Raw genomic sequence first — 22,887 nt, 5'->3', positions numbered from 1 at the left:
GGTTTATCCCTGCGCCCGAGGGCGATAGCTGCGATGCCAGAGGGTGACGAAGATGGCCAGATAGGCGGCCCAGGTCAGCAACTGCAGGCCGGCCGGCGAGGCATTGTAGCCAAACAGGGCGCGCAGGAAGGTGCCGAAGACCCCCTGATCGTCGAGGATGTGGCTGATGTTGAACACCGGTGTGGTCCAGAAGGTGATGATGTCTGCCGCCTGCAACATGTTGACGGCGGACGAGAGCAGCCCCGCGGCTATGATGATGATGAGCAGCCCGGTCCAGCGGAAGAAGGGGGCCAGCGCCACCTTGCGGGTGGAGCGCAGCAGCCCCCACACCAGCACCACAGAGACCAGCAGCCCCGCCAGCGCCCCCATCAGTCCCTCGTGCAGATCCACCCCTTGCCCTGAGTAGACCAGGGCGGAGAAGAAGAGCACGGTTTCAAAGCCTTCGCGCATCACAGCCAGGAAGGCGAGCAGCACCAGACCGAACAGGTTGCCGCCATCGATGGCGGCATCGATGCGCGCCGTCATGGCCCCCACCTGGGATTTGGCCTGCTTCTGCATCCAGATTGCCATATAGGTGAGCACCAGGGTGGCGAAGATGAGGATCCCCGCCATCAGGAGGTGGTTGTAGCGCTCGCTCTCGAACTGGCTCACCACCACCTGGAACAGGAAGGCGACCACGAGGGAGGCGACGAGGCCGAGCCCCACCCCCAGATAGATGAGCTTGTTGTAGCGGCTCGCCCCCAGCTTGGCGAGGTAGGAGAGGCAGATGCCCACCAGCAGGAAGGCTTCCAGCCCCTCGCGCAGGGTAATGAGAAAACTTGCAAACATCAGGTTTGAGGCTCCGTATCGGGCGTAACGGGGAGGGGCTGCAGGGTCAGTTGCAGCCGATTGAGTTGCACTATGGGTGGCGCCGGCAAGCTTGGCTCGGCGGCGCGCACCGCATCACTGACCCACTTGGGGTAGGTGCGGAAATTGAGTCTGATATCGGCCTTGAAGGGCCCCTTGGCATCTGCGGGCAGCGGCCAGGCTTCATCGCGCCAGCCATCGGCTGGAATGCGGGTATCTTCCAGCAGCTTGGCGTAGCGCCAGAACTTGAGCCCCACCGGCTTGCCCTCGGCATCGCCGAACACCTTTCTGAACAGGCGCGCATCCTCAGGCACGGCGCCGTCCACCGGCTGGCCGCTTCTGAGCACCACCTTGCCGCTGGCGTCGGTGATGGTCAGCTCCAGCCAGAGTTCACGGAAATCGGCGACCCCGGTGGGCAGGGCGTGGCCCGCGCCTGTATTGGCGACCCGCACCACCAGTTGCTGGTTATCGGCAGCCCCTTCGATACGGGCCGAGAGGGTGGCGCTTGAGCGGAGCAGCGCCAGGCTCTCCTGTTCAAGGTCAGGATTTCGCAGCCCCACCAGCTGATGCTGGGCGCCGGTGAAGTTGTGGCGATAGAGCCGCGCCTTCATGGTGCCGTTCTCGGTGGACTGGCCCGCCACCGGTGCGCCGCCATTGCCGGGCTCCGGGTTCATATGGCAGTCGATGCAGGTGCGCCGTTTGGCGGGATCCTCGGCCTTGGCGAAGCTGGATTTCTCCCACTCGTCCCAGGTGTTGACGATGTTGGCGCCTGTGCCCGGGGCAAACTCGTTGTGGCACGACTTGCACAGGGCCGCATCCTGGTAGAAATCCTTCTGGTAGGAGGCCTTGTGCATGGCGGGACGGGCGTTGATCTGCCGCTCGGCCAGCCAGTGTCTGAGGCTGCCACCCGGGGAATCCTCGAACACATAGCTCTCGCGGTCTTTCAAATTCACCGTAAAGGCGCTGTTGCCGCCCGCGTCTTCCACTTTGGTGATGCGATGGCAGAGCACGCAGCCGGTCCCTTCTTCCACCACGGGCTCGCCTTTCTGGTGGGCGGCAATCAGCGAGGCGCCGCCCTGCTCGAACATGTGGGAGCCCTTGGGCAGATCCTGCTGGCCGGTCAGCACCTGCTGGGGCATGTGGCAGCCCTGGCACCACTGGCCGAAGGCTTCCCCTTCGGTTTCCCGGGCCAGGGCCTGCACCACCTTGTAATAGGGGTGGGAGTTGCCCATCAGCCGGTGGTTGCTCTCGCTCCAGTCCTTGAACGCTTGGCTGTGGCAGTTCTGGCAGGAGGCGGAGTTGAGCCACTCTTTCGGGTGAGTGGTCGGCGCCTTGGCGGGATCCCTGCGCGGGGCATCGAGCCTGAGCCAGTTGGCGAGATAGGGGAGGTTGCCATCGGCGGTGACGAAGGCGTGCAGATCCTCCATCATCGCTTTCACTTCCGGTTGCGGGCTCTCGGGATCCACCGGCTCGGCCCCATCCCGGGTGTCGTGGCCCATGCCGCCCTGGGTCTGCTGGGTCATGCGCAGGTACTCGCCGACGAAGTCTCCCGCCACCATGTTGGTGAGGTTGGCGTGGCCGTTGATGGCGTTGTCGCCGCTCTTCTGGCGATGGGCCGCCATCAGATGGCGGTTGGTGAAGTTGAAACCGTCCAGATGGCAGGAGTTGCAGCTCATCCAGTTGTCCCCCGCCATGGGGAAGCGGCTGTTGGCGGCGGTATTACCCAGGTTGAACAACCGCTCGCCGCGCCTGAGCGCTTCGGGGCGGGGATCCGTCTCCACCAGTTTGGCGAAGTGGGGCACATCGACGGTGACCCGGGCAAATGGGCCACTGCCGCCGCTATTGAGGCGGGTAAGATCCTGCCCCATGGCGTTGTGCACCAGAATATGGTCGCCATCGATCAGCAGATCGCGCGGATTCTGGCCCGGCAGGTGGCGCAGCAGCTGGGTCGCCTTGGCCCCCCCCTGAAACTTCTTGCGGCGGTGACGGTTGCTGTTGGATTTGCCGCTGCGCGACAGGTCAAACACCAGCAAGTCCTCGGAACCCGCTAGGGTCAGGTAGACCCGCTTGCCGTCGGCGGCGAAGCGCGCCGCGAACGGGTTGGAGACGATCTGGCTGCGGTTGCCGACGCTTGGCAGATTGATCTGCAAGAAGAGCTGCTTGCGCTCGTCTACCCGTTCTTTCTCCTCATCCAGATCGATGATGGAGACGGCCGGGAAGACGGTGCTCTGAAACTGGAAGGGGTGATCGAAGCTCCACAGCACGTGAGGCAGCCAGGCTTCGCTGCCATCGGGGGAGAGGGTGATGCCGTCCAGCAGGCGCGGCAATCCCTGGGAGTCGCTTGGGGTGTCGCTGTGGGTTTCCGCCAGGGTAATGAGCTTGGGTTTGGGAAGCAAGGAACCCTTGGCGCTGTGGCCAAGCTTGGCGAGATCATAGATGGCGAGCTGGCCTGTCATGGCGTGGGTCAGCAGCAGGCGATCGTCGTCGGTCAATGCCAGTCCACGCGGAGTCTCGGCGGCTTCTGTATCCAGCTGGAGGTTGCCGGCGGTGTCGTAGGCCTGCAGGCGAGCGGATTCGAACAGCGTGACCCAGAACCACTGCCGCTTGGGGTCAAAGATGACGCCGTAGGGTCTATGGCCGGTGGGGATTGCCTTTTCCAGAGTGAGATCATCATCCAGCAGCAGCAACCGATCGCCGCTGTAGTCGGTGACCAGTAGGGTGCCGTCGTCTGCCCGGGCCAGTTGGCGCAGATCCCCCCCCAGCTGCACCTCTTTCAGCCGCTTGCCGCTCTGGCGTTCAAGCAGGGTGACGGAGCCGGCGCCCTGGTTGGCCACCAGCAGGCGCGGGGCGGCGCCCTCGGCATAGGGGATCATGGCGGTGCCCATCTCCTGGGCCGAGGCGGTCCCCAGCAGCAGGGCGGCGAACATCAGGGAGAACAACCACTTCAACATAAGATCAGGTGCGCCATGTCAAGATGGTCCAGCGCCAGGCGTGGCGCAGCACCAGGGGCGTCAACGCGAGCGCGCTCAGCCAGTGGGCCCAGCTGGCAAGGTTGCCGAGGCTATCCCCCGGGGTGCCGTGCAGCACCAGCAGCAATCCGCTGGCGAGACAGACCAGCAGCAGGGTTTCGATGATGCGCCCCGTGGTGCGCAAGAAAGGTCTGCGGCTCTTGTTCAGCAGGCTGCGATGGGAGAGCCAGAAGGCGCCAAACAGCAGGGGAAACAGGGAGAGCGAGAGCATCACATGGAGAAACAGGTTCCAGCGCGCCAGGGACCAGACCGGGGTCAGGGGCTCCCACAACAGCAGGCCGGAGAAGAACATCAGGTAGAGGGAGCCCTCGGCGGCCTGATGGTGATAGGCCAGCCATTGCCAGAGGTGTCGCGGTGAGAGGGAAAGGCTTGTCATAGGTGCTCCAGCACCCGGGCAGTTCAGCCCGGGGCGAGCAAGTTTACAATGGGGTAAGGGTAATGAAAAGAGTTATCAATTCGGCCGCTGATGAATAGATCCTGAATGAAATCAGGGCCGGGTCACTTGTGATCCGCCAGTCGCTCCGTGATGGCGTAGATGAGGGCGGCGGTGGAGAAGGCCAGGAAGACGATGACAGACCACTTCATCTCTGTCTCGTTGCCGGTGCCGTCTTCCAGGAAGGCCTTGAGCACCTCGATGCCGGCTATGGTGACCAGGGAGTTGATGACGATGAGTTTGAGGGAGGCGAAGTTGATCTTGCTGAGCCAGTTGTCCCCCAGGGCCGCCCGCTGCTCCGGGGTCTTGATGAACTGCACATAGCCGCAGATGGCCACCAGGATCAGCATCTGGGCCACCAGCACGAAGTCCACCAGGGTGAGCACCCCAGTGATGAGATCCAGATAGTCGATCTCTATGATGTCGCGGCACAGCACATAGAGCTGCATGGCGAACTTCACCATCAGGAGGGCGACGCAGATAAGGATGCAGACATAGAAGGGGAACATCATCAACCGGCTGCCGTTGAGCATGACGTTGAAGCGGCGCATGGGGACTCCATCGAGAGGGAAGCGAATGGCAGCCAGAATATCTGGAAAGAGGGGGGCGGGAAAGCGCCATGGCGCTTCCCCGCCCGTTCAGAGGGGGAAGGGGGGGAGATCTCGAAACAGCCGCTGCAACCCCTCGCCCCAGGCCTTGCGCAGAGCCAGGAAGTGGGGGTTCTGCTCTGTGATGCGGTGCAGGTGTGCCGCCGAGAAGCTCCCCTCGGGATAGACCAGGGCGTCCAGGGGCAAGCCCACCGAGAGGTTGCTGCGCAGGGTCGAGTCGATGGAGATGAGGGCGCACTGCAGGGCGGTCTGAAGCGGCGTCTCGTACTGGATGATGCGATCTATGATGGGCTTGCCGTACTTGCTCTCCCCTATCTGGAAGTAGGGGGTGTCGGCGCTCGCCTCGATGAAGTTGCCCTCCGGATAGATGTGGAACAGGCGGTGGCGCTCCCCCCGGATCTGTCCCCCCAGCAGTATGTTGCAGCCGAAGTTGACATGCCCCTGCTGCTGGCCCCCATCCCGGCTGATGACGGTGCGTATGGTCTGGCCGATGAGGGCCGCGACCTCGTAGAGGCTTGGGAGGCTGAGCAGAGCCGTCCCCTCCGTCAGCAGGCTGATGACACTCTGGGTGGTGGCCAGATTGCCGGCGCTTTGCAGCACTATCACCCTGTCCTCCTGGGTGAAGAGGTGCAGCTTGCGGAAGGTGGCGATGTGGTCCACCCCCGCATTGGTGCGCGAGTCTGAGGCGAAGACGATGCCATCTTGCAGGCACATGGCGACGCAATAGGTCATGGCCGCCCTCCCGCCAGCGCTTCCCGGGCCCTCATTGCTGCTGCCCATCCAGGCGGGTGACCCGCGCCTGGCTCTGCAACTGCTCGCAGCCGCCACCGTAGCGCACCCCGCGCACCGGGCAGGCATCCAGATAATCCATGCCGACCGCGAGCTTGAGGTGCTCGCTGGCGGAGCAGGTGAGGTTGGTGACATCGAAGGTGTGCCAGCGCCCCTCGATCCACACCTCGGCCCAGGCGTGCATCGCCACGTGGCTGCTGTCCTGGCTGTAGAGGTAACCGCTCACGTACCTGGCCGGCAGGCCGGCATGTCGACAGCAGGCCAGGAACACATGGGTGTGGTCCTGACAGACGCCGCTGCCCGAAGCGAGGGCCTCGTCGGCGCTGAAGGTGGCGTCCGTGCTGCCGGGCTGATAGGGCATCAGCACCAGGATGCGTGCCATCAGCCCCTGCAGATCGGCCAGGGTGGGCTCCTCTGGCAGACAGGCCTTCGCGAGATCCCGCAGGGCCGGGGTCGGGCTGGTGAGGGCGGTGGGCCTCAGGTAGCTCAGGGGGGAGATGAGGGAGTGCTCCTCATCGTCCTGGGCATCGTCGCAGATCTCCACCTCGCCACGGGCGCGGATGAGGATCCCCTCGTGGGGGGACTCCAGGCTCAGCACGTGCAGTATGTTGCCGTAACCGTCCGTGGTGCAGGTGGCCTCCCCCGGCAACTCCAGCTGCCAGGAGAGGATCTGCTGGCGGGCCGTGCTGTGGGGAGTCAGACGCAGGTACTGGGTGCTGCGGCGCACCACGTCGGCATAGTGGTAGCGGGTCTGGTGATCGATGATGAGTCTCATAATACCTCCAGGTAGGCGGCGTGGATGCTCTGGCCGATGGCGCCGATGTCGCTGAGAAAGTCCCTCAGGTACGCCTGCATGCCGAGGGCGAACACATCCTCGATGGCGCCATAGGTCAGATGGGCGTTGAGTATGGTGGTGAGGCGCCGGGGCGCCTGGCCGGCGTTCCCCTCGATCTGGGCCAGGATGTGCTCCATCTCGTCGAGGCAGGCGCGCAGGGAGCGCGGCACTTCGTTGCGCAGGATCAGCAGCTCGGCGATGGAGGCGTGGGAGAGGGTCTTGTAGAGGGTCTGGTGCGCCTCGTAGGCCCCCACCGAGCGCAGCAGGGCGTTCCAGCGGTAGAACTCGCGCACGCTGTCCTCGTCCTCCCGGATCACCTGATACTTCACGGTCAGGATGCGTGCCGTGTTGTCGGCCCGCTCGATGAAGGTGCCAAGGCGCAGGAACCAGAGCACGTCCCCGCGCATCATGGTGCCATAGGTGGCGCCACGGAACTGGTGGGATCGCTCCTTGATCCAGTCGAAGAACTCCTGGGCCTGGCCGCTGGAGAGCCCCGCCTTGCGGCGCCTGCGGATCTCTATCCAGGCGGCGTTGATGCTCTCCCACACCTCACCCGGGATCTTGCCGCGCACCCCGTGGGCATTGTCCCTGGCCATGCGCAGGCAGCTGAAGATGCTGCTCGGGTTCTCCTCGTCGAAGCAGAAAAATTGCAGCAGGTTCTCCATGTTCACCTGGCCGTAGCGGGCCAGGAAGGGCTCGTGGGTGCCGCTGATGGTGAGGGGGGCCACCAGCTCGCTGTGATCGGCGTCGATGGAGGGCATCAGCGACATGGTCTGGGTGACGTCCAGCATGCGGGCCGTGTTCTCCGCCCGCTCCAGGTGGCGGGACATCCAGTAGAGTTCGCTTGCGGTGCGGCTCAGCATGGGTTGCCCTCCATGACCCAGGTGTCCTTGGTGCCGCCGCCCTGGGAGGAGTTGACCACCAGGGAGCCTTCGGTGAGGGCGACCCGGGTCAGACCGCCCGGCACCAGGCGCAGCTCCTGTCCGGTGAGGACGAAGGGGCGCAGGTCGATGTGGCGGGGAGCGATACCCGCCTCGACGAAGGTGGGGCAGGTGGAGAGGGAGAGCGTCGGCTGGGCGATGTAGTTGTCGGGCCTGGCCTTGAGCAGCTCGCGAAAACGGGCCAGCTCCTCGCGGCTGGCGCAGGGGCCGATCAGCATGCCGTAGCCGCCGGCGCCATGGACCTCCTTGACCACCAGCTCCTCCAGGTGCGCCAGCACATAGGCCAGGGCATCGGGTTCCCGGCACTGCCAGGTGGGGACGTTGTTGAGGATGGGCTCCTCTCCCAGATAGAAGCGGATCATCTCCGGCACATAGGGGTAGATGGACTTGTCATCCGCCACCCCGGTGCCGATGGCATTGGCCAGCACCACGCCGCCGGCGCGGTAGACAGAGAGCAGGCCGGGTACGCCGATGAGGGAGTCCGGGTTGAAGGCGAGGGGATCCAGGTAGTCGTCGTCGATACGGCGATAGATGACATCCACCCTTTTCAGCCCAGTGGTGGTGCGCATCAGCACCTGACCATCCTTGACCACCAGATCCGCGCTCTCCACCAGCTCCACCCCCATCTGCTGGGCGAGGAAGCTGTGCTCGAAGTAGGCGCTGTTGAAGCGTCCCGGGGTCATCACCACCACGCAGGGGTTGTCCACCGGGCTGCTCTCGCGCAGGGTCTGGAGCAAGAGAGCCGGGTAGCGCTCCACCGGCGCTATGGGCTGGTTGTGAAACAGCTCAGGGAAGAGGCGCATCATCATCTTGCGGTTCTCCAGCATGTAGGAGACCCCGGAGGGGGTGCGCAGGTTGTCCTCCAGCACGTAGTAGTCGCCGTCGCTGTTGCGGATGATGTCGACCCCTGTGATATGGACATAGGTATTGCGGTGCAGGTCGACCCCCTGCATGCAGGGCTGGTACTGGGCGTTGGTGAGGATCTGGGCGGCCGGGATCACCCCCGCCTTCAGGATGCGCTGATCGTGATAGATGTCGTGCAGGAAGGCGTTGAGGGCGGTGACGCGCTGGCGGATCCCCTTGTCCAGATGCTGCCACTCCCGGGCGGGGATGATGCGGGGAATGCTGTCGAACGGGATGAGACGTTCGGCGCCGTCCCCGTCCCCATAGACGTTGAAGGTGATGCCGACCCGGTGAAACAGCAGATCGGCCTCCTCACGCTTGCGTTCTATGCTCTTCTCGTCGGTCTGGTGCAGCCACGCCAGGTAGGCGTGGTAGTGATCGCGAAACTGGTTGTCGGCGAGCAACATCTCGTCGTAGCAACCGGGTCCGGGCGGCTTGATGGGTAGCATAGGCAACTCCTTGTGACGTCCCTGAGGTCAGGAATTGCAAGGGCTGTGCCAGTCAACTGAGTCGCTACGAAGGCCGATGTCAGTAATTTTATACTGATAAATCAAAGAGATGAGTGCATTGTCATCAAGAGGAAAAGGATGCTGCACCAGACTGGTACCCCAGAGAGGGTATGCCTGCGCCATCTTGTGGCAGCGCCCCCAGGCGCAATGAGAGGAAACGGGCAGGGAGGGGAGGCCACGCTGCTTCGCCTTGCCCCGTGCTGGGGCAGTGGAAACGAAAAAGCCCAGTCCTGAGACTGGGCTTTAGAAGATGGCTCCCTCGACAGGACTTGAACCTGTGACATACGGATTAACAGTCCGCCGTTCTACCGACTGAACTACGAGGGAATTGGCTCCTCCTACTGGACTTGAACCAGTGACATACGGATTAACAGTCCGCCGTTCTACCGACTGAACTAAGGAGGAATTGCCTGTCTCGTCGAGACGGAGCGGATATTAATGATCCCCCGGACGGGTGTCAACCCGCCATGCCACGGAAAAAGGGCTTTTCGGCCCGTTTGCCCAAAACTTGGGCGCTGTGGACTATTTTCAGCACAATCAGCAGCTTGAGATGCCCTGCCTGCGGCCACGGTGGAGCTGGCCGTGAAGGCGCCCCCCGGTCTGGATGGGGCGCGGCAATGGATGAGCCGATCATGGAGGGGGGGATGCCTATCGGCGATATACCCATTGTCGATGGGCTTGCCTTTGAGGTGATGGGGGAGGCGGGGAAGATGCAGGTTCGCGATGACCGGGTCACTGAAGGGATGTCTGGGAAAATCGGTGGTATACCGATTGTCGAGGGGCTTGTCTCTGAGGTTATGGAAGGGGAGGCGGGGAAGATGCAGGCTCGCGATGAGCAGAGAGCGGAAGGGATGGCTGGGAAAATCGGCGATATGCGAGCTATCGATGACAATAATGCGGGGTAATGGCCATTTCTTGATCCTGCCCATCGAATTATCGGGCCGGCTCGGGTATGGTTGCTCTGGATACCATCGCCGCGTCGACAGCTCTGCCGGCCCTTGATGATGATCGGGTGCCGGTTCACCCCGGCCTTTGTCTCCCTCTTCTGGTATTACCCTAGACATGCACAATCAAGCTTCCTTACAAGGCGTGAAGCTGGCTATCGCATTGCGCCAATCCTGCATCGATGAACCCTATAGCGTGGCGCGCTTCGGCCGCGACCTCATCGCCGGCATCACGGTCGGCATCATCGCCATTCCGCTCGCCATGGCGCTGGCCATCGCCAGCGGGGTGCCGCCCCAGCACGGCCTCTACACCGCCATCATCGCCGGCATCGTCATCGCCGTGACGGGGGGCTCGCGCTTCTCGATTTCTGGCCCCACTGCCGCCTTCGTGGTGATCCTCTATCCGGTGGCCCAGCAATTCGGGGTGGGGGGCCTCTTGATGGCGACCCTCATCTCCGGCTTCTTCCTGGTGGCCATGGGGATGGCGCGCCTCGGCCGCCTCATCGAATACATTCCGCCCTCGGTGACGCTTGGCTTTACGGGCGGTATCGCCATCGTGATCGCCACCTTGCAGATCAAGGACTTCTTCGGCCTGCACGTTCCCGAAATGCCGGAAACCTATGTCGGCAAGGTGCAGGCGCTGGCCCATGCCCTGCCCAGCTGGCAGTGGGGTGATACCCTGGTGGGGGTGGCCACCCTGGCAGTGCTGCTGCTCTGGCCCAGATTGCGGCTGCCGGTGCCGGGTCATCTGCCGGCCGTGCTGGTGGGTGTCGGTCTGGCTTTCGGTCTGCACCAGTTCGGGGTGGACGTGGCCACCATAGGCAGCAAGTTCAGCTATACCCTGGCCGATGGCACTCAGGGCATGGGGATACCTCCCATAGCCCCGACCCTGGTGATGCCCTGGGCCCTGCCCGGGCCGGACGGGGCGCCGGTGGAGTGGAACCTCGCCGCCATCGAGCGCTTGCTGCCCGCCGCCTTCTCCATGGCCATGCTGGGAGCCATCGAATCCCTGCTCTGCGCCGTGGTGCTGGATGGCATGACGGGGCGCAAGCACAGCTCCAACGGCGAGCTGGTGGGACAGGGGCTTGGCAACATCCTCACCCCCTTCTTCGGTGGCATCACGGCGACGGCCGCCATCGCCCGCTCCGCCGCCAACGTGCGGGCCGGTGCCACCTCGCCCATTTCCGGCATAGTCCATGCGCTGGTGGTGCTGGCGGCCATTCTGGTGCTGGCACCCTGGCTCTCCTGGCTGCCGCTCTCCGCCATGGCCGCCCTGCTGCTGCTGGTGGCCTGGAACATGAGCGAGGCCCACAAGGTGGTGGATCTGGTGCGCCGGGCGCCCCGCTCCGACGTGCTGGTGCTGCTGGTCTGCCTGTCGCTGACCGTCATCTTCGACATGGTCATCGCCATCACCTTCGGGGTGATCCTGGCGTCTCTGCTGTTCATGCGCGAGATTGCCAAGATGACTAAGCTGCACAATCTGGCGGAGCATGGGCGCTATGCCAGCGAGGTGCCGGCGCAGACCCTGCTCTACAAGATCAACGGTCCGCTGTTCTTTGCGGCGGCGGAGCGGGTCTTCGACGAGTTGCTGGCCCAGGTGGGGGAGCACAAGGCGCTGATCCTGCAGATGGAGGCCGTCTCCATTCTGGATGCCGGCGGGCTCTCTGCCTTCCAGCAATTTGCCTGGCGCATGGCCAAGTCGGGCGTCCAGCTGAAGGTGGCCGAGCTGCAGTTCCAGCCCCTCAAGACCCTGGCGCGCGCCAAGGTGCGTCCTGTCCCGGGTGAGCTGGAGTTCTACGGCTCGCTGGAGGAAGCCATCAGAGGGGAACATTTGCACGAAGCGGTTGAAAATTGACGTAAAGGGATAGGAAACGGCATCTTTTTGGTCAGTTGGTTCGCAAATTGAGCAAACGATGGCAAAAGATGAAAAATGAGATTGACCGGCATGCTCCTATCCCTTACATTACGCCCCGTTCCAGCGCAGCAGCGCAATGAACCCGTGTTGGATGAACACGTTAAACCACAGACAGAACTTTGGTGCGGTGTCCGAGAGGTTGCCCACCGACGAAGTCGGCAAGATGCACGCGCAGCGTGCTCCGAAAGCCACTTCAAGAAGTAAAAATTTGGTGAGGTGTCCGAGTGGCTGAAGGAGCACGCCTGGAAAGTGTGTATACGGCAACGTATCGAGGGTTCGAATCCCTCCCTCACCGCCAAATTGAAAGCCCGACCTTATGGTCGGGCTTTTTGCATTTCGGGTTATCACATTCCCTGATGCCCAGCGAGGGGCGGCTCGGTTCGAGCTCTGGTTCGACAAGGGGGCAGGACAGCTCGCCTGGACAGCCGCAGGGTTAGCGCCAGAGATGGCGCGAGTCAATCCCGACCACCGCCTTATGCAAAGCCCGATTTCATGATCGGGCTTTTTTGTTGTTGGGGCCGTCATCTCCTCGGCTTCAGCGCAAGATGGCGGTGTCTCCTTGCCGGAGGTGGTAATTCGTCCAGCTCATGCCGCTTTTTCCTTCCCCACCCGTATCAGAAGATCACCCCCACCAGCCTGTCGAGCAGAGTCTCGAAGGAGAAGAGGGTGAGGAGCAGGGGCAGGAAGGGCACCACAGTCGCGAGCACCAGCTGCAGGAACATGTCCCGGCTAAATGGCATGGGCCTTATCTCCTTGATGACGGCATAGGCATTGCCGAAATCTGCGAGGGACTGGATATCCGAGGCGCCGAGCAGGGACTCCCCGTCTCTGTCCGCCGTGCGCAGCCAGCGGTGTTCGAAGCTGCGGCTGTATTCGGCGGCGAGGGCGCCGTATTCCCGTAGCCCCAGACGCTTGGCCGCCAGAATATGGGGGGCAAAGACCGTCAGGGGCGCCAGTACCAGCAGCAGGCCGAAGCTGGCGAGCAGGATGATCTCCGGCTTGTAGGCGGTGAGCACGGCGGCGTCAAAGAAGATCCGGTTGGCGATAAAGCCGGCCAGCTGGGCCCCCAGAGCGGTCAGCAGCGGCGAGTAGGCGTAGGCCGACCCCCCGAGAAAGCCGAGACCGCAGTTGCGATCGGGATGGGTCGGCATGAGGGAGAGGGGGATCCGGGAGACCTGCCAGAGGAAGCGGGTCCAGATCAGGATCCGGTAGAGCCAGCGCAGGAGCAGGAACTGGATGATGGGGTTGCTTACCCAGAAGAACCAGAAACCGGGCAGGGTCAGGGTCGGGTTCCCCCCTTCCATGGTGGCGTACCAGGTCGAGGACTCCAGGATGAAGGTGTGGGTCCGGATGAAGTACCCCATCGAGAAGACAAACAGAATGAGGCCGACCTCTGCGGGGATCGAATTTCGCCAGACCATGGCGCTGCGAATGGCGTCATGAAAGCGTGGCAGAGAGAGCGGCGAGATCAGCCCCCGTTCGATGAACTGGCTGACGATCCCCCGGATGCGCTGGTGGACGATGAGTTCGGCGAACACCAGCAAGGAGACGCAGATGAGAAAGCGGACATGGGTCTCTATGTCCAGCAGAAAAGGCACCGCTACCCCTTGCAGCAGGCTGCCTTCCCACCCGCACAGCAGCAACAGGGGCAGCCAGCAGACCCCGCTCAGGATGAGGATCCGTCGCCTGATGTGCGCCTCTATGTCACCAAGATGCGCCCGACTCCAGAGCTGATAGAGGGGACCCCCCAGGATCAGGGAGAAGTTGCCCGGATCGGACAGGGGAGGGCTGAGGGGATCGGGCGGGGTGACAGGCCTGTGATGCGACATGATGGGACCACCTTGCTGTGCGACAAATGTGCCATCCGGCCGCCACTGGCTCCCCTTGCCACCAGGGTGGAGGGGGAGGGAGCTGCGGGCCGGGATCCGGGCTTGGTGTCATGAGTGCACCATGACGGATCCTCTGAACTCAGCCGATGTATTGGCTGAAAATCCCATATTTAACAGGATTTGCAGAGGAAAATGACTGCCGTGGCGGCGGGTTCCATCGCAATGCCTTTGAGCCAAGCCCCATGGCTATAGGTATAGCCTTTGCCAAGGACGGGTGATGTGATCGGCCCACGACAATTTTACCCTTGGAGTGTGCCCGTTTTCCCGTGATGGTCCTTGCCTCAGGGCCGTGCCGTGTCAGAGAAAGGGATGTGCTGCGATAACGGCATAAAGAGCCGTGTGTTCACCGCTGGTGGCAGTATCACATGCTGTTACGGGCAATATCTTGCCGTAATGGTGGGATTAAGTGCTGTTATTGCAATAAATGCCAGCGATATACACTGGATGCGCAAGGCATTGCGGCGTGTCGATGGAAGCTTGGATGAAAAATAATTTCAACCATTTGTTTTATAACAAAAAAATAGATTGGCATGGTCACTGCTAACGGTTTCGGTTGAGTGTCATTACCGTTCAACCAATCAGGAGCAAACTCATGCCAACTCCATGTTATATCAGCATCGAAGGTAAAACCCAGGGCAACATCACCGCCGGTGCCTTCACCTCCGACTCCGTCGGCAACATCTTCGTACAGGGTCACGAAGACGAGATGCTGGTGCAAGAGTTCCAGCACGTCGTCACCGTCCCGACCGATCCGCAATCCGGTCAGCCTGCCGGCCAGCGTGTCCACAAGCCGTTCAAGTTCACCGTGGCCCTGAACAAGGCCGTGCCGCTGATGTACAACTCCCTGGCCTCCGGTGAGATGCTGCCGAAAGTGACCCTGAAGTGGTACCGCACCTCTGTTGAGGGCAAGCAGGAGCACTTCTTCTCTACCGTGCTGACCGACGCCACCATAGTCGACATCGACTGCCAGATGCCTCACTGCCAGGATCCGGCCAACGCCGACTTCACCCAGCTGATCCAGGTCTCCCTGGCCTACCGCAAGATCGACTGGGAACACACAGTGGCCGGTACCTCGGGTGCCGACGACTGGCGTGCCCCCATCGAGGCTTGATGCCATGAGGGAGCACTCGTTCGGGTGCTCCCCTTTCTGAATCAGACAAGGAGGCATCATGCCAAGAGAGTCGTTCTATCCCGATACCAATGAACCGCACATTCACCTGCACAGAGGGGGCGCCACCTTCACCGACATTGGCCACAGCCATAGAACCCTGGTGCGGGGCTCTTTGGTGTATCGCGGCACCCTGCAGGAGGTGATTGCCGAGCTGCAAAGACGCGGTGATGCCCGCAGCCTCCAGATGGCGCAATACATCCAGACCAATCTGGCGTGATCTCGAAGGCCGGAATGCCGGCCTGCTTGTGACTCCCACTCAATAACGCCCCGTCGGTTTTTCTTCTGCTCGTTTGCAGCTGTGAGCGAGCACAAGAAAAATCACGACTGAAGTTCCAATCGCGCGCCTTTGGGCGTGCGGTAGCCATGGCGGCGAAAAAGTGGCGGCCAGGGTGGATCTTTCACTCCCCTTGACGTCACCCGGCAGTATTGCAGGGCCGGGTTCACAGCAGAGGCGCGCCGATGGCAGACAGCACAGGATTACAATTTACCGTCAAGGTGGGGGCCTTGCCCGAGAACACCTTCGTGGTGGCGGAGTTTGCCCTGGAAGAGGGGCTCAACCAGCCATTTCGCCTGCGCCTCGAGCTGGCAAGCCCCGAGCCCGACGTGGATTTCGGCGCCGTGCTGGACCAGCCCTGCGAGCTCTTGGTGTGGTACAACGGCGAGCTGCAGCGCCGGGTGTGCGGGGTGGTGAGTGACTTTGCTCAAGGGGACAGCGGCTTTCGCCGCACCCGCTACACCCTTGACGTTAAACCGGCGCTATGGCGGCTCTCTTTGCGTCAGAACTCCCGCATCTTCCAGGCACAGAAGCCCGACGAAATCCTCTCCATCCTCTTGCAAGAGCACGGCATCACCGACTACGCCTTTGCGCTCAAGAACGAACACGCCAAGCGGGAATACTGCGTCCAGTATCGTGAGACTGACCTCGATTTCGTCAATCGCCTCGCCGCCGAAGAGGGGCTGTTCTACTTCCACGAGTTCGAGCAGGGCAAGCATCGCATCGTGTTTGCCGACGACGCGGCCGCCCTGACCGCCGGCCCCGAGCTTTTCTTCAATCTGGGCAACCGCTCGCTGGAACAGGGCCCCTATATTCGCCAGTTCCACTACCGGGAAGCGGTGCGCCCCTCGGATGTGGAGCTGAAAGACTACAGCTTCAAGACCCCGGCTTATGGCCTCTCCCACCAGAAGGTGGGGGCGGAGCTCTCCCATCAGCGGGATACCTATCAGCACTTCGACTACCCGGGCCGCTACAAGCTGGACCCGAGCGGCAAGGCCTTTGCCCAGCACCGACTCGATGCCCTGCGCAATGACGCCGTCACCGGCAGCGGCAAGTCCAACTGCGCGGCCCTGCTGCCGGGGCAGACGTTCGCCCTCACCGAGCACCCGAATGGCAGTCTCAATGCCGACTGGCAAGTGGTGCGCATCAGCCACACCGGCTCGCAACCCCAGGCGCTGGAAGAGGAGGGGGGCAGCGGGCCCACCGTCTACCACAACGAATTCGGGGTGGTAAAAGCGAGCACGACCTGGCGGGCCCGTATTGGCAGCCCGGAAGCGCCCGACAGGCCCATGGTGGACGGTCCGCAAATCGCCATGGTGGTGGGCCCGGAGGGGGAGGAGATTTACTGCGACGAGCACGGCCGTGTGAAGCTGCAATTCCCCTGGGACAGATACGGCAGCTCCAACGACCAGAGCTCCTGCTGGGTGCGGGTATCCCAGGGCTGGGCGGGGGGTCAGTACGGCATGATGGCCATCCCGCGCATCGGCCACGAGGTCATCGTGAGTTTCCTCGAAGGGGACCCGGACCAGCCCATCGTCACGGGCCGCACCTTCCACGCCACCAACCGACCTCCCTATGAGTTGCCCGCCCACAAGACTCGCACCGTGTTTCGCACCGAGACCCATCAGGGGGAGGGGTTCAACGAGCTGCGCTTCGAAGACCAGGCGGGGCAGGAAGAGATCTACATCCACGGTCAGAAAGACCTGAACCTGCTCATCGAAAACGATGCCGCCTGGCATATCAAGCATGACGAGCATAGGGATATCGACAATGAGCGGGTGACCCGCATCAAGGCCAATGACCACCTGACGGTGGCGGGCGAAAAACGCGACCAGATCAAGGGGGATTATTCGCTGAGCGTGGATGCGTCCATGCACCAGAAACTCGGCCAGAGCTGGCTCACCCAGGCCGGGCAGGAAGTGCATGTCAAAGCCGGTGCCAAGGTGGTGCTGGAAGCGGGATCTGAAATTACCGTCAAGGTGGGCGGCTGCTTTATCAAGGTCGATGGCGGTGGCGTCACCCTGGTGGGCCCCACCATCAAGATGAACTCAGGTGGCAGCCCGGGCTCGGGCTCCGGTTGGGCGGGCAAGTCTCCCATCGATCCCCAGGGGGTTACCGTGCCTCCCCCACCCAAGGTGCCGCTGAGCCCGGCTCAGCTCGCCACCATGAAGAGTGCGGCTCCTTTCTGTGAGGAGTGCGAGAAGTGCAAGGAGGGGGCTTGTGAGATCTGAGATCATCTCGTTACCCGAGTGGGTCGGCACACACAGCTCATACCCTCTGTATGCCGTGCTGGCGGGGGCCAGCGATGCCGCCCCCTTGCAGCACTACTACCAGCTGGATGGCCGTCATACCCCCCGTGGCCTCTATCTCGGCACTGCCTATGCAGACTGGCACCCTGTCATGCCCTATCTGGTGGCGTTGGATGAAGGCAGCGCCTTTATGGAGTGGGCGTCCAGCACCCCGGCCCGTGATTGGGGATTTCTGCTCTCTACGGCGCAACCCGCCGACACACTCTATGCCCATCTACAGGGGCTGACCCAGATCCTGCACCAGGGGGAGGCGGTGTTTTTTCGTCACTGGGATGGCGTTTACCTGGCGTCGATCATCGAACAACTTGGGGATCGCTTTACCTCCCTGTTGCCCGAGTTGCGCGAGATCTGGGTCTGTGGCAGAGCCTTTGAATGGGCCCCTTCAGAGCCCTTGGCGCCACGTCCCTTCCCTTGGTGGAGCCTGCCCGAATCGTTGGCCGCGGCGCTGGCAAAACGAGATCCAGCCCCCCTTGTCACCAACCTGATGCAGCAGCTTGCCGATCAGAATGGCCAGCTCTATTGGTCCTTTCCCGAAGCCAATTTACGACTCAAGGTTGCCCGCTTTGTCGCACGCAACACCTTGAGTGATTCCGAATTATTCCCGGCGCTTGAAGCTGCGCTGTGTCAAGAGGTGCAAGCATGAACAATGCCGGCCAAGCCGTCTTCAACCAGGTACTTGCCGACTATCGCAATGCCCTGAAAGAGTACCGCAAGGATGCGGAGAGTTTCTTTCTCGGCGACATGCTCGGCATGGACATGGAGCAGACCATCAAGGTCGGCGACAAGACGATCAAAGCCTCATCCAGCAGCAGTAAAGCCCAATCTGTCGTGACCCAGTGCCCGCTCAGCGGCACTCTGCGCCTGGTTCATCTGTTCGAGTCTGTGCGCTTCATCCCCATCGGCAACACCCCTTACAAGGTGGAAGCTGGCAACATGACCAGAACGGGTTTCATGCCCGAGGCCGTGGTCAAGGAGGGCAGCCTGGATGCCAAAGGCATTGCCGAGATTGGCAAGCTCACCCCGGGCAAATCCTATCGGGTGACCTTCTACCCCAATGTGAAGAAGAGCGATCTCGATGCGCTGTTTGCATCCTATGCGCCGCTACAAAAAGATCTCGAAGCCTGGCTCACTCAGGAGTGGAACGGCGAACACAAGGTCGCCTGGAGCCGTTACAGCGCGACCGGTGGCGGATATGGCAGCCATTCTCTGGCAGCAGCCAGCGGCATTGGTAAAGCCCTGGTCGGGGTATGGGATGATCTCAAGACCATCTACGAACTGCTGGCCGATCCGGTGGGTAATGCCAAGAAACTGGCCGAGTTCGGCGTCGATGCGGCCGCCATGGCCGAGGCGGGTGCCTCCCAGATGGAGGCGGCCATGCTGGTGCTGCAGGATGAGGCGCTGCTTTATCTCTATGCCTATGCCCTGGTGAGCTGGGTCAAGCTGCTGCCGCCGGATCAGCAGACCGAGTTTGGTGCCCAGGTGATCGCCTCTGTGCTGATAGACGTCATCGTCGGTGTGGTGCTGACTGGCGGCGCCGGCCTTGCGGCCCGTTACGGTGCCAAGACTGTCTCCATGGCCAAGAACAGCGATCGGGTGATGCACCTGGTGACCTCTCTGGTCACGCTCTCCAAGAAGCACAATCTGGCCCAGCATGCCCAGACCGCCAAGAAGGTACTGGCGGCCGGTGTGGCCAAACTCAATCCGGCCAAGAAGGCCGATCTCAATCTGGTGGGGGATGGCAAGGCCCTGACTCAGGTCGAGCAAGCGACGGCCGCCAAGCGAAAATTCCAGTCTCATACCGAAATCCAGAAGGTCAACAGCACGCCGGATGTGTCCACACCGGCCAAAACGCCATCCGGTCAATCCAGTCAACTCGAGGCTCAGACCTGCAAGAACAACTGCCCTGTCTCCATGGTGACAGGAGAGGAGTTGCTGGCGCTGGAAGATGCGCTGCTGCCCGGCCTGCTGCCCTTTACCTTTGGTCGCCTCTACCGAACTTCGGCGGTAGAGCAGCACTGCGGTATGGGACCTGGCTGGAGTCACTCTTTGGCACACCGGCTGGAACGCCGCGGTGAGACCCTGATCTGGCGCGATAACGAGTCGTTAGCCGTCGAGCTGCCGCTGCCGTCGACAACGAGGCCCATGATAACCAACCGGGTGTCGGAGGCGGCAGCCTACCTGGGGGATCAAACCGATGAGGTGATCCTGGCCAAGGCCGGCTCCCCCTTCCTGCATTTTATCTGGCAGGGAAATGAAGGCCGATTGACGGCGATGTCGGATGTCTATGGCAATCGTCTGACGGTGCGCCCGGATGCCGAGGGTCGCCCCTGCTGGATTGAGCACGATGGTGGCCTGGCCCTGCGACTCGTCTACCAAGAAGGTCGTCTCACCGCCATCGAGTTGCAGCGATTCGATGGCATCAACTGGCAGCCGCAGGCCACCCTTCAGCGCTATCACTACGATGACGCAGGCCATCTGGTGGCCGCCGAAAATGGGGCAGGAGAGAGGGAGCATTATCGTTATCGCAGCGATGGGGTGATCCTGGAGCGTCGTCTCGCGGGTGGGGCCGGTTTCTTCTGGGAGTGGGAAGGTGAGGGGAGCAGCGCTCGCGCCATCCGTCACTGGAGCGACGTCGCCCGCTTCGATGTCAGCTATGGCTGGGATGATGACAAGGGAGAGGTGACCGTCAACAACGCCGACGGCAGCCTGGAGATCTACCAGCATGACAGCAATGCCCGCCTGGTGCGCCAGCAGGATCCGGACGGTGCAGTCACTGAATTTGTTTACAACGACAAGGGCCAGAAGGTGCTGGCTCGCGATGCCCTGGGGGGCGAGACCCGGTATCAGTATGACGATGCGGGTTTGCTCTCCCTCGAGGTTGCCCCGGATGGCAACCAGACGGCCTACAGCTACTGGGATGGCCGTGTTCGCAAAGTCGTACAAGGGGATCGTGAGTGGCGTTTCGAGCGCAACGAGCAGGGCGATGTGGTTGCCAGAGTGGATCCTCTCGGTCGGCAGACCCGTTATGGCTACACGGCACAGGGCAAACTCAGCTGGGTGGCGCAACCCGATGGCAGCCGTGTTGAACTGGTCTGGAATCGCCTTGGCCAACTGATTGAAGAGAAAGGGGGCGACGGCGGCATCACCCGTTGGCGCTATGATGAACGGGGTCGCCAGATCCTGGTGCGCGACCCGCGCGGGGCCATCACTCGCTATGAGTGGGATGCCGCCGATCGCTTGCTGGCCGTACATCTGCCAGGCGGTGGTAGCCGCCGTTTCGAATACAACCCTTATGGCAAGGTAACGGCGCAGTGGGACGAGCAGGGGCGCGAGACCCGTTTCGAATATCATCCGGGCCTGCACCTTGTGAGCCGGCGCATCAACCCCGATGGCAGTGAGCTCAAGTATCGCTACGACAATACCAAGCTGTTCCTGAGCGAGATCGAGAATGAACACGGCGAGCAGCACCGCATCCACTACGCCCCCAACGGGCTGGTTGAGCGGGAAACCGGTTTTGATGGCCGCACCACCGCCTATCGCTACGATCTCAATGGCCACCTCGGTGAGAAGGTGGAGTTTGGCAGGCAGGGGACAGAGCTGGTTACTCGCTATGAGCGTGATGCCATGGGGCGACTGCTCAGGAAGCTGCTGCCGGATGGTCGTGAAATCCAGTTCTCCTATGACCAACATGGCCAGCTGACCCAGGTCAATGATGGCGTCTGGCCGCTTGCCTTTGAATATGACAGGGGCGGCAATCTGGTTGCCGAGCATCAGGGGTGGGCTTCCAGCTACTTCAAGCACGACGTCATGGGGCAGCTCGCCCAGTGGCGGCTGCCGGACGGCAATCGTCTCGATTACCACTATCTGAACGGTGCCTTGAGTGGCGTCGATCTCAATGGAAATGAGCTGACCCGTCACCAGATGTTGGCCGGGCTTGAGATGCGCCGCCGCCAGGGGGCGCTGACCCAGCAATATGAATACGACGAGCAGGGGCGTCTGACCGCCTTGCGCCTGCAGCGTGAGCAGCGGACCGCCCGTGAGCGGCGTTACGGCTATGACAGCACCGGTAACCTGCTGCAGATCAATGACAGCGTGCAAGGGGAGCAGCGCTACCGCTACGACCCGCTGGATCGGTTGCTGGAGGTGCGCGGTGAGCTGACCGAACGTTTCCTGCACGATCCGGCGGGCAACCTGCTGAGCCAGACTCAGGGGGCTCAATTCGAGCCTGCGAGAACCCAGGGTAACCGGCTGCTGTTCAGTGGCGATCGCCACTTTGAATATGACGAATTTGGTCGTCTGGCCGTCGAACGACGCGGCAAGGGCCAATCATTGGTGACCCGCTATGAGTACGATTGTCAGCATCAGCTGATTGCGGTCGAGCTGCCTGATGGCAGCACAGCCCGCTACGACTACGATGCCTTTGGTCGCCGCATTCGCAAGACGCTCAATGGGCAGAAAGGGCAGGGCGCCGAGCTGGTGACCGAGTTCTTGTGGCAGGCCAACAATCTCATCGCCGAGAGCCGCAGCGACGGCATCTATCGCAGCTTTGTCTACGAGCCGGGCAGCTTCAAACCCTTGGTACAGCTGGAGGGGGAAGGAGAACAGGCCGAGGTTTATCACTACCAGCTGGATCACCTGGGCACTCCCTTGGCCCTGACTCATCATGACGGCCACACCGCCTGGCAGGTGCGTTATCGCGCCTATGGCAACGTCTGGAAGCAGGAGCTGGCCGAGGTAGATACCCCCCTGCGTTTTCAGGGGCAATATTTTGATGCCGAGACGGGACTTCACTACAACCGCCACCGCTACTACCAGCCCAACACCGGTAGATTTATCACCCCCGACCCGATAGGCTTGGCCGGCGGGCTCAATAACTACCAGTACGCACACAACCCCACCGGCTGGGTGGATCCGTTGGGGTTAAGCAATGTGCCGGGACAGTGTCCCGATGCTAGTTATGGTATTCAGTCTAAACGCCAAGATGCTTTGGAATCACCACTGAGTGTGGGTGGTAGCAAACCTGATTTTTATGTCGGGCCAAGTGGTCCAGATGCAACTTTGCCGAGCACTGGGTATCGGTATGATCGATATTTAAATGATGATGGTTCGTTATATAAATATGGACAGGATGCAATTAATACAGGAGAAGCTCGACTGTCATATTTCGGTTTTGATAAATTAGATACAGGTAATCAGGTTACAGAGGCATTCCAGATTCGAGCGCCAAAACATGTGAAGATGAATGATCCAGATAAGTCATGGAGTGATGGACGATTACGTATCAAGTTTGATACATTGCAATTATATGATGGCTCAGGTGTTCCAAGAGTGGAAGTGCCTAGAAGTCATGGGGGGAAAGGGCCTGATCTAGAACCATTCACTGAGGCTTATCCAGAGTATGGAAAGGGTGGTGCTAGACAATTAGTTCCTAACACGGATGAGTCTTTATATATAAAGGCTGATGCAATTGATATTTTACCAAAGGAATGATT

16 protein-coding genes and 3 tRNA genes are annotated in these 22,887 nt (G+C 61.6%); 8 read left to right on the top strand and 11 right to left on the bottom strand.

Annotated elements, in window-relative coordinates; genetic code table 11:
* Nucleotides 1-3 precede the first annotated feature (3 nt).
* The 10 genes from AC1IN8_RS03035 to AC1IN8_RS02990 all read right to left on the bottom strand — a co-directional run bounded on the left by AC1IN8_RS03035 (nucleotide 4) and on the right by AC1IN8_RS02990 (nucleotide 9,298).
* Complete coding sequence (locus tag AC1IN8_RS03035; protein WP_454009443.1) at nucleotides 4-828, bottom strand: FTR1 family iron permease; 825 nt, start codon at nucleotides 826-828, stop codon at nucleotides 4-6.
* The gene (locus AC1IN8_RS03030; RefSeq protein WP_479758023.1) at nucleotides 828-3,797 is read right to left on the bottom strand and encodes an NHL repeat-containing protein; all 2,970 of its coding nucleotides are present in this window, start codon (nucleotides 3,795-3,797) and stop codon (nucleotides 828-830) included. Before AC1IN8_RS03030 ends, AC1IN8_RS03035 begins: the two co-directional genes overlap by 1 nt.
* 4 nt (nucleotides 3,798-3,801) lie before the next feature.
* Nucleotides 3,802-4,251 carry a hypothetical protein gene (locus AC1IN8_RS03025; RefSeq protein ID WP_479758021.1) on the bottom strand — a complete coding sequence of 150 codons (450 nt, stop codon included), beginning with the start codon at nucleotides 4,249-4,251 and terminating at the stop codon, nucleotides 3,802-3,804.
* 122 nt (nucleotides 4,252-4,373) lie between these two features.
* Complete coding sequence (locus tag AC1IN8_RS03020; RefSeq protein ID WP_139436110.1) at nucleotides 4,374-4,859, bottom strand: YqhA family protein; 486 nt, start codon at nucleotides 4,857-4,859, stop codon at nucleotides 4,374-4,376.
* Between the two features lie 87 nt (nucleotides 4,860-4,946).
* Nucleotides 4,947-5,648, bottom strand: coding sequence for a proteasome-type protease (locus tag AC1IN8_RS03015; RefSeq protein WP_479758019.1), 702 nt, complete (start codon nucleotides 5,646-5,648; stop codon nucleotides 4,947-4,949).
* Nucleotides 5,649-5,679: 31 nt separating this feature from the next.
* Nucleotides 5,680-6,480, bottom strand: coding sequence for a transglutaminase family protein (locus AC1IN8_RS03010; protein ID WP_265436237.1), 801 nt, complete (start codon nucleotides 6,478-6,480; stop codon nucleotides 5,680-5,682).
* On the bottom strand, nucleotides 6,477-7,403 hold the full coding sequence (locus AC1IN8_RS03005) for an alpha-E domain-containing protein (protein WP_247626688.1): 927 nt from the start codon (nucleotides 7,401-7,403) through the stop codon (nucleotides 6,477-6,479). The genes AC1IN8_RS03010 and AC1IN8_RS03005 overlap by 4 nt, the downstream gene beginning before the upstream one ends.
* Nucleotides 7,397-8,833 carry a circularly permuted type 2 ATP-grasp protein gene (locus AC1IN8_RS03000; protein WP_041998737.1) on the bottom strand — a complete coding sequence of 479 codons (1,437 nt, stop codon included), beginning with the start codon at nucleotides 8,831-8,833 and terminating at the stop codon, nucleotides 7,397-7,399. The genes AC1IN8_RS03005 and AC1IN8_RS03000 overlap by 7 nt, the downstream gene beginning before the upstream one ends.
* A gap of 311 nt (nucleotides 8,834-9,144) precedes the next feature.
* Nucleotides 9,145-9,220, bottom strand: a tRNA-Asn gene (locus AC1IN8_RS02995).
* Between the two features lie 2 nt (nucleotides 9,221-9,222).
* Nucleotides 9,223-9,298 (bottom strand) — tRNA-Asn (locus AC1IN8_RS02990).
* Nucleotides 9,299-9,510: 212 nt separating this feature from the next.
* Here AC1IN8_RS02990 and AC1IN8_RS02985 point away from each other — a divergent pair.
* The 3 genes from AC1IN8_RS02985 (at nucleotide 9,511) to AC1IN8_RS02975 (ending at nucleotide 12,050) form a co-directional block, all read left to right on the top strand.
* Nucleotides 9,511-9,798: a hypothetical protein gene (locus tag AC1IN8_RS02985; RefSeq protein WP_479758017.1), complete on the top strand. Its 288-nt coding sequence runs from the start codon at nucleotides 9,511-9,513 to the stop codon at nucleotides 9,796-9,798.
* 157 nt (nucleotides 9,799-9,955) lie between these two features.
* Entirely contained in the window at nucleotides 9,956-11,692 is a 1,737-nt protein-coding gene (dauA, locus tag AC1IN8_RS02980) for a C4-dicarboxylic acid transporter DauA (RefSeq protein ID WP_479758016.1), read from the top strand.
* A gap of 270 nt (nucleotides 11,693-11,962) precedes the next feature.
* Nucleotides 11,963-12,050 (top strand) — tRNA-Ser (locus AC1IN8_RS02975).
* Nucleotides 12,051-12,366: 316 nt separating this feature from the next.
* Here the strand turns inward: AC1IN8_RS02975 and AC1IN8_RS02970 are convergent.
* Nucleotides 12,367-13,581, bottom strand: a complete 1,215-nt coding sequence (locus tag AC1IN8_RS02970) for a hypothetical protein (RefSeq protein WP_319917877.1) — start codon at nucleotides 13,579-13,581, stop codon at nucleotides 12,367-12,369.
* A gap of 652 nt (nucleotides 13,582-14,233) precedes the next feature.
* On the opposite strand from AC1IN8_RS02970, the gene hcp1 reads away from it, so the two are divergent.
* The 5 genes from hcp1 (at nucleotide 14,234) to AC1IN8_RS02945 (ending at nucleotide 22,885) form a co-directional block, all read left to right on the top strand.
* Nucleotides 14,234-14,752 carry a type VI secretion system effector Hcp1 gene (gene hcp1, locus AC1IN8_RS02965; RefSeq protein ID WP_025326621.1) on the top strand — a complete coding sequence of 173 codons (519 nt, stop codon included), beginning with the start codon at nucleotides 14,234-14,236 and terminating at the stop codon, nucleotides 14,750-14,752.
* Between the two features lie 58 nt (nucleotides 14,753-14,810).
* Nucleotides 14,811-15,029, top strand: coding sequence for a hypothetical protein (locus tag AC1IN8_RS02960; protein ID WP_139436145.1), 219 nt, complete (start codon nucleotides 14,811-14,813; stop codon nucleotides 15,027-15,029).
* Nucleotides 15,030-15,271: 242 nt separating this feature from the next.
* The gene (locus AC1IN8_RS02955) at nucleotides 15,272-17,317 is read left to right on the top strand and encodes a type VI secretion system Vgr family protein (protein WP_479758015.1); all 2,046 of its coding nucleotides are present in this window, start codon (nucleotides 15,272-15,274) and stop codon (nucleotides 17,315-17,317) included.
* Nucleotides 17,307-18,038 carry a DUF4123 domain-containing protein gene (locus tag AC1IN8_RS02950; RefSeq protein ID WP_479758014.1) on the top strand — a complete coding sequence of 244 codons (732 nt, stop codon included), beginning with the start codon at nucleotides 17,307-17,309 and terminating at the stop codon, nucleotides 18,036-18,038. The genes AC1IN8_RS02955 and AC1IN8_RS02950 overlap by 11 nt, the downstream gene beginning before the upstream one ends.
* Complete coding sequence (locus AC1IN8_RS02945) at nucleotides 18,035-22,885, top strand: RHS repeat-associated core domain-containing protein (RefSeq protein ID WP_479758013.1); 4,851 nt, start codon at nucleotides 18,035-18,037, stop codon at nucleotides 22,883-22,885. The genes AC1IN8_RS02950 and AC1IN8_RS02945 overlap by 4 nt, the downstream gene beginning before the upstream one ends.
* Nucleotides 22,886-22,887 lie beyond the last annotated feature (2 nt).

It is taken from the genome of Aeromonas sp. 130281, from assembly GCF_056642115.1.
Note: the sequence above shows the minus strand (reverse complement) of the source record. Positions and strands in the feature narration are given on the sequence as shown.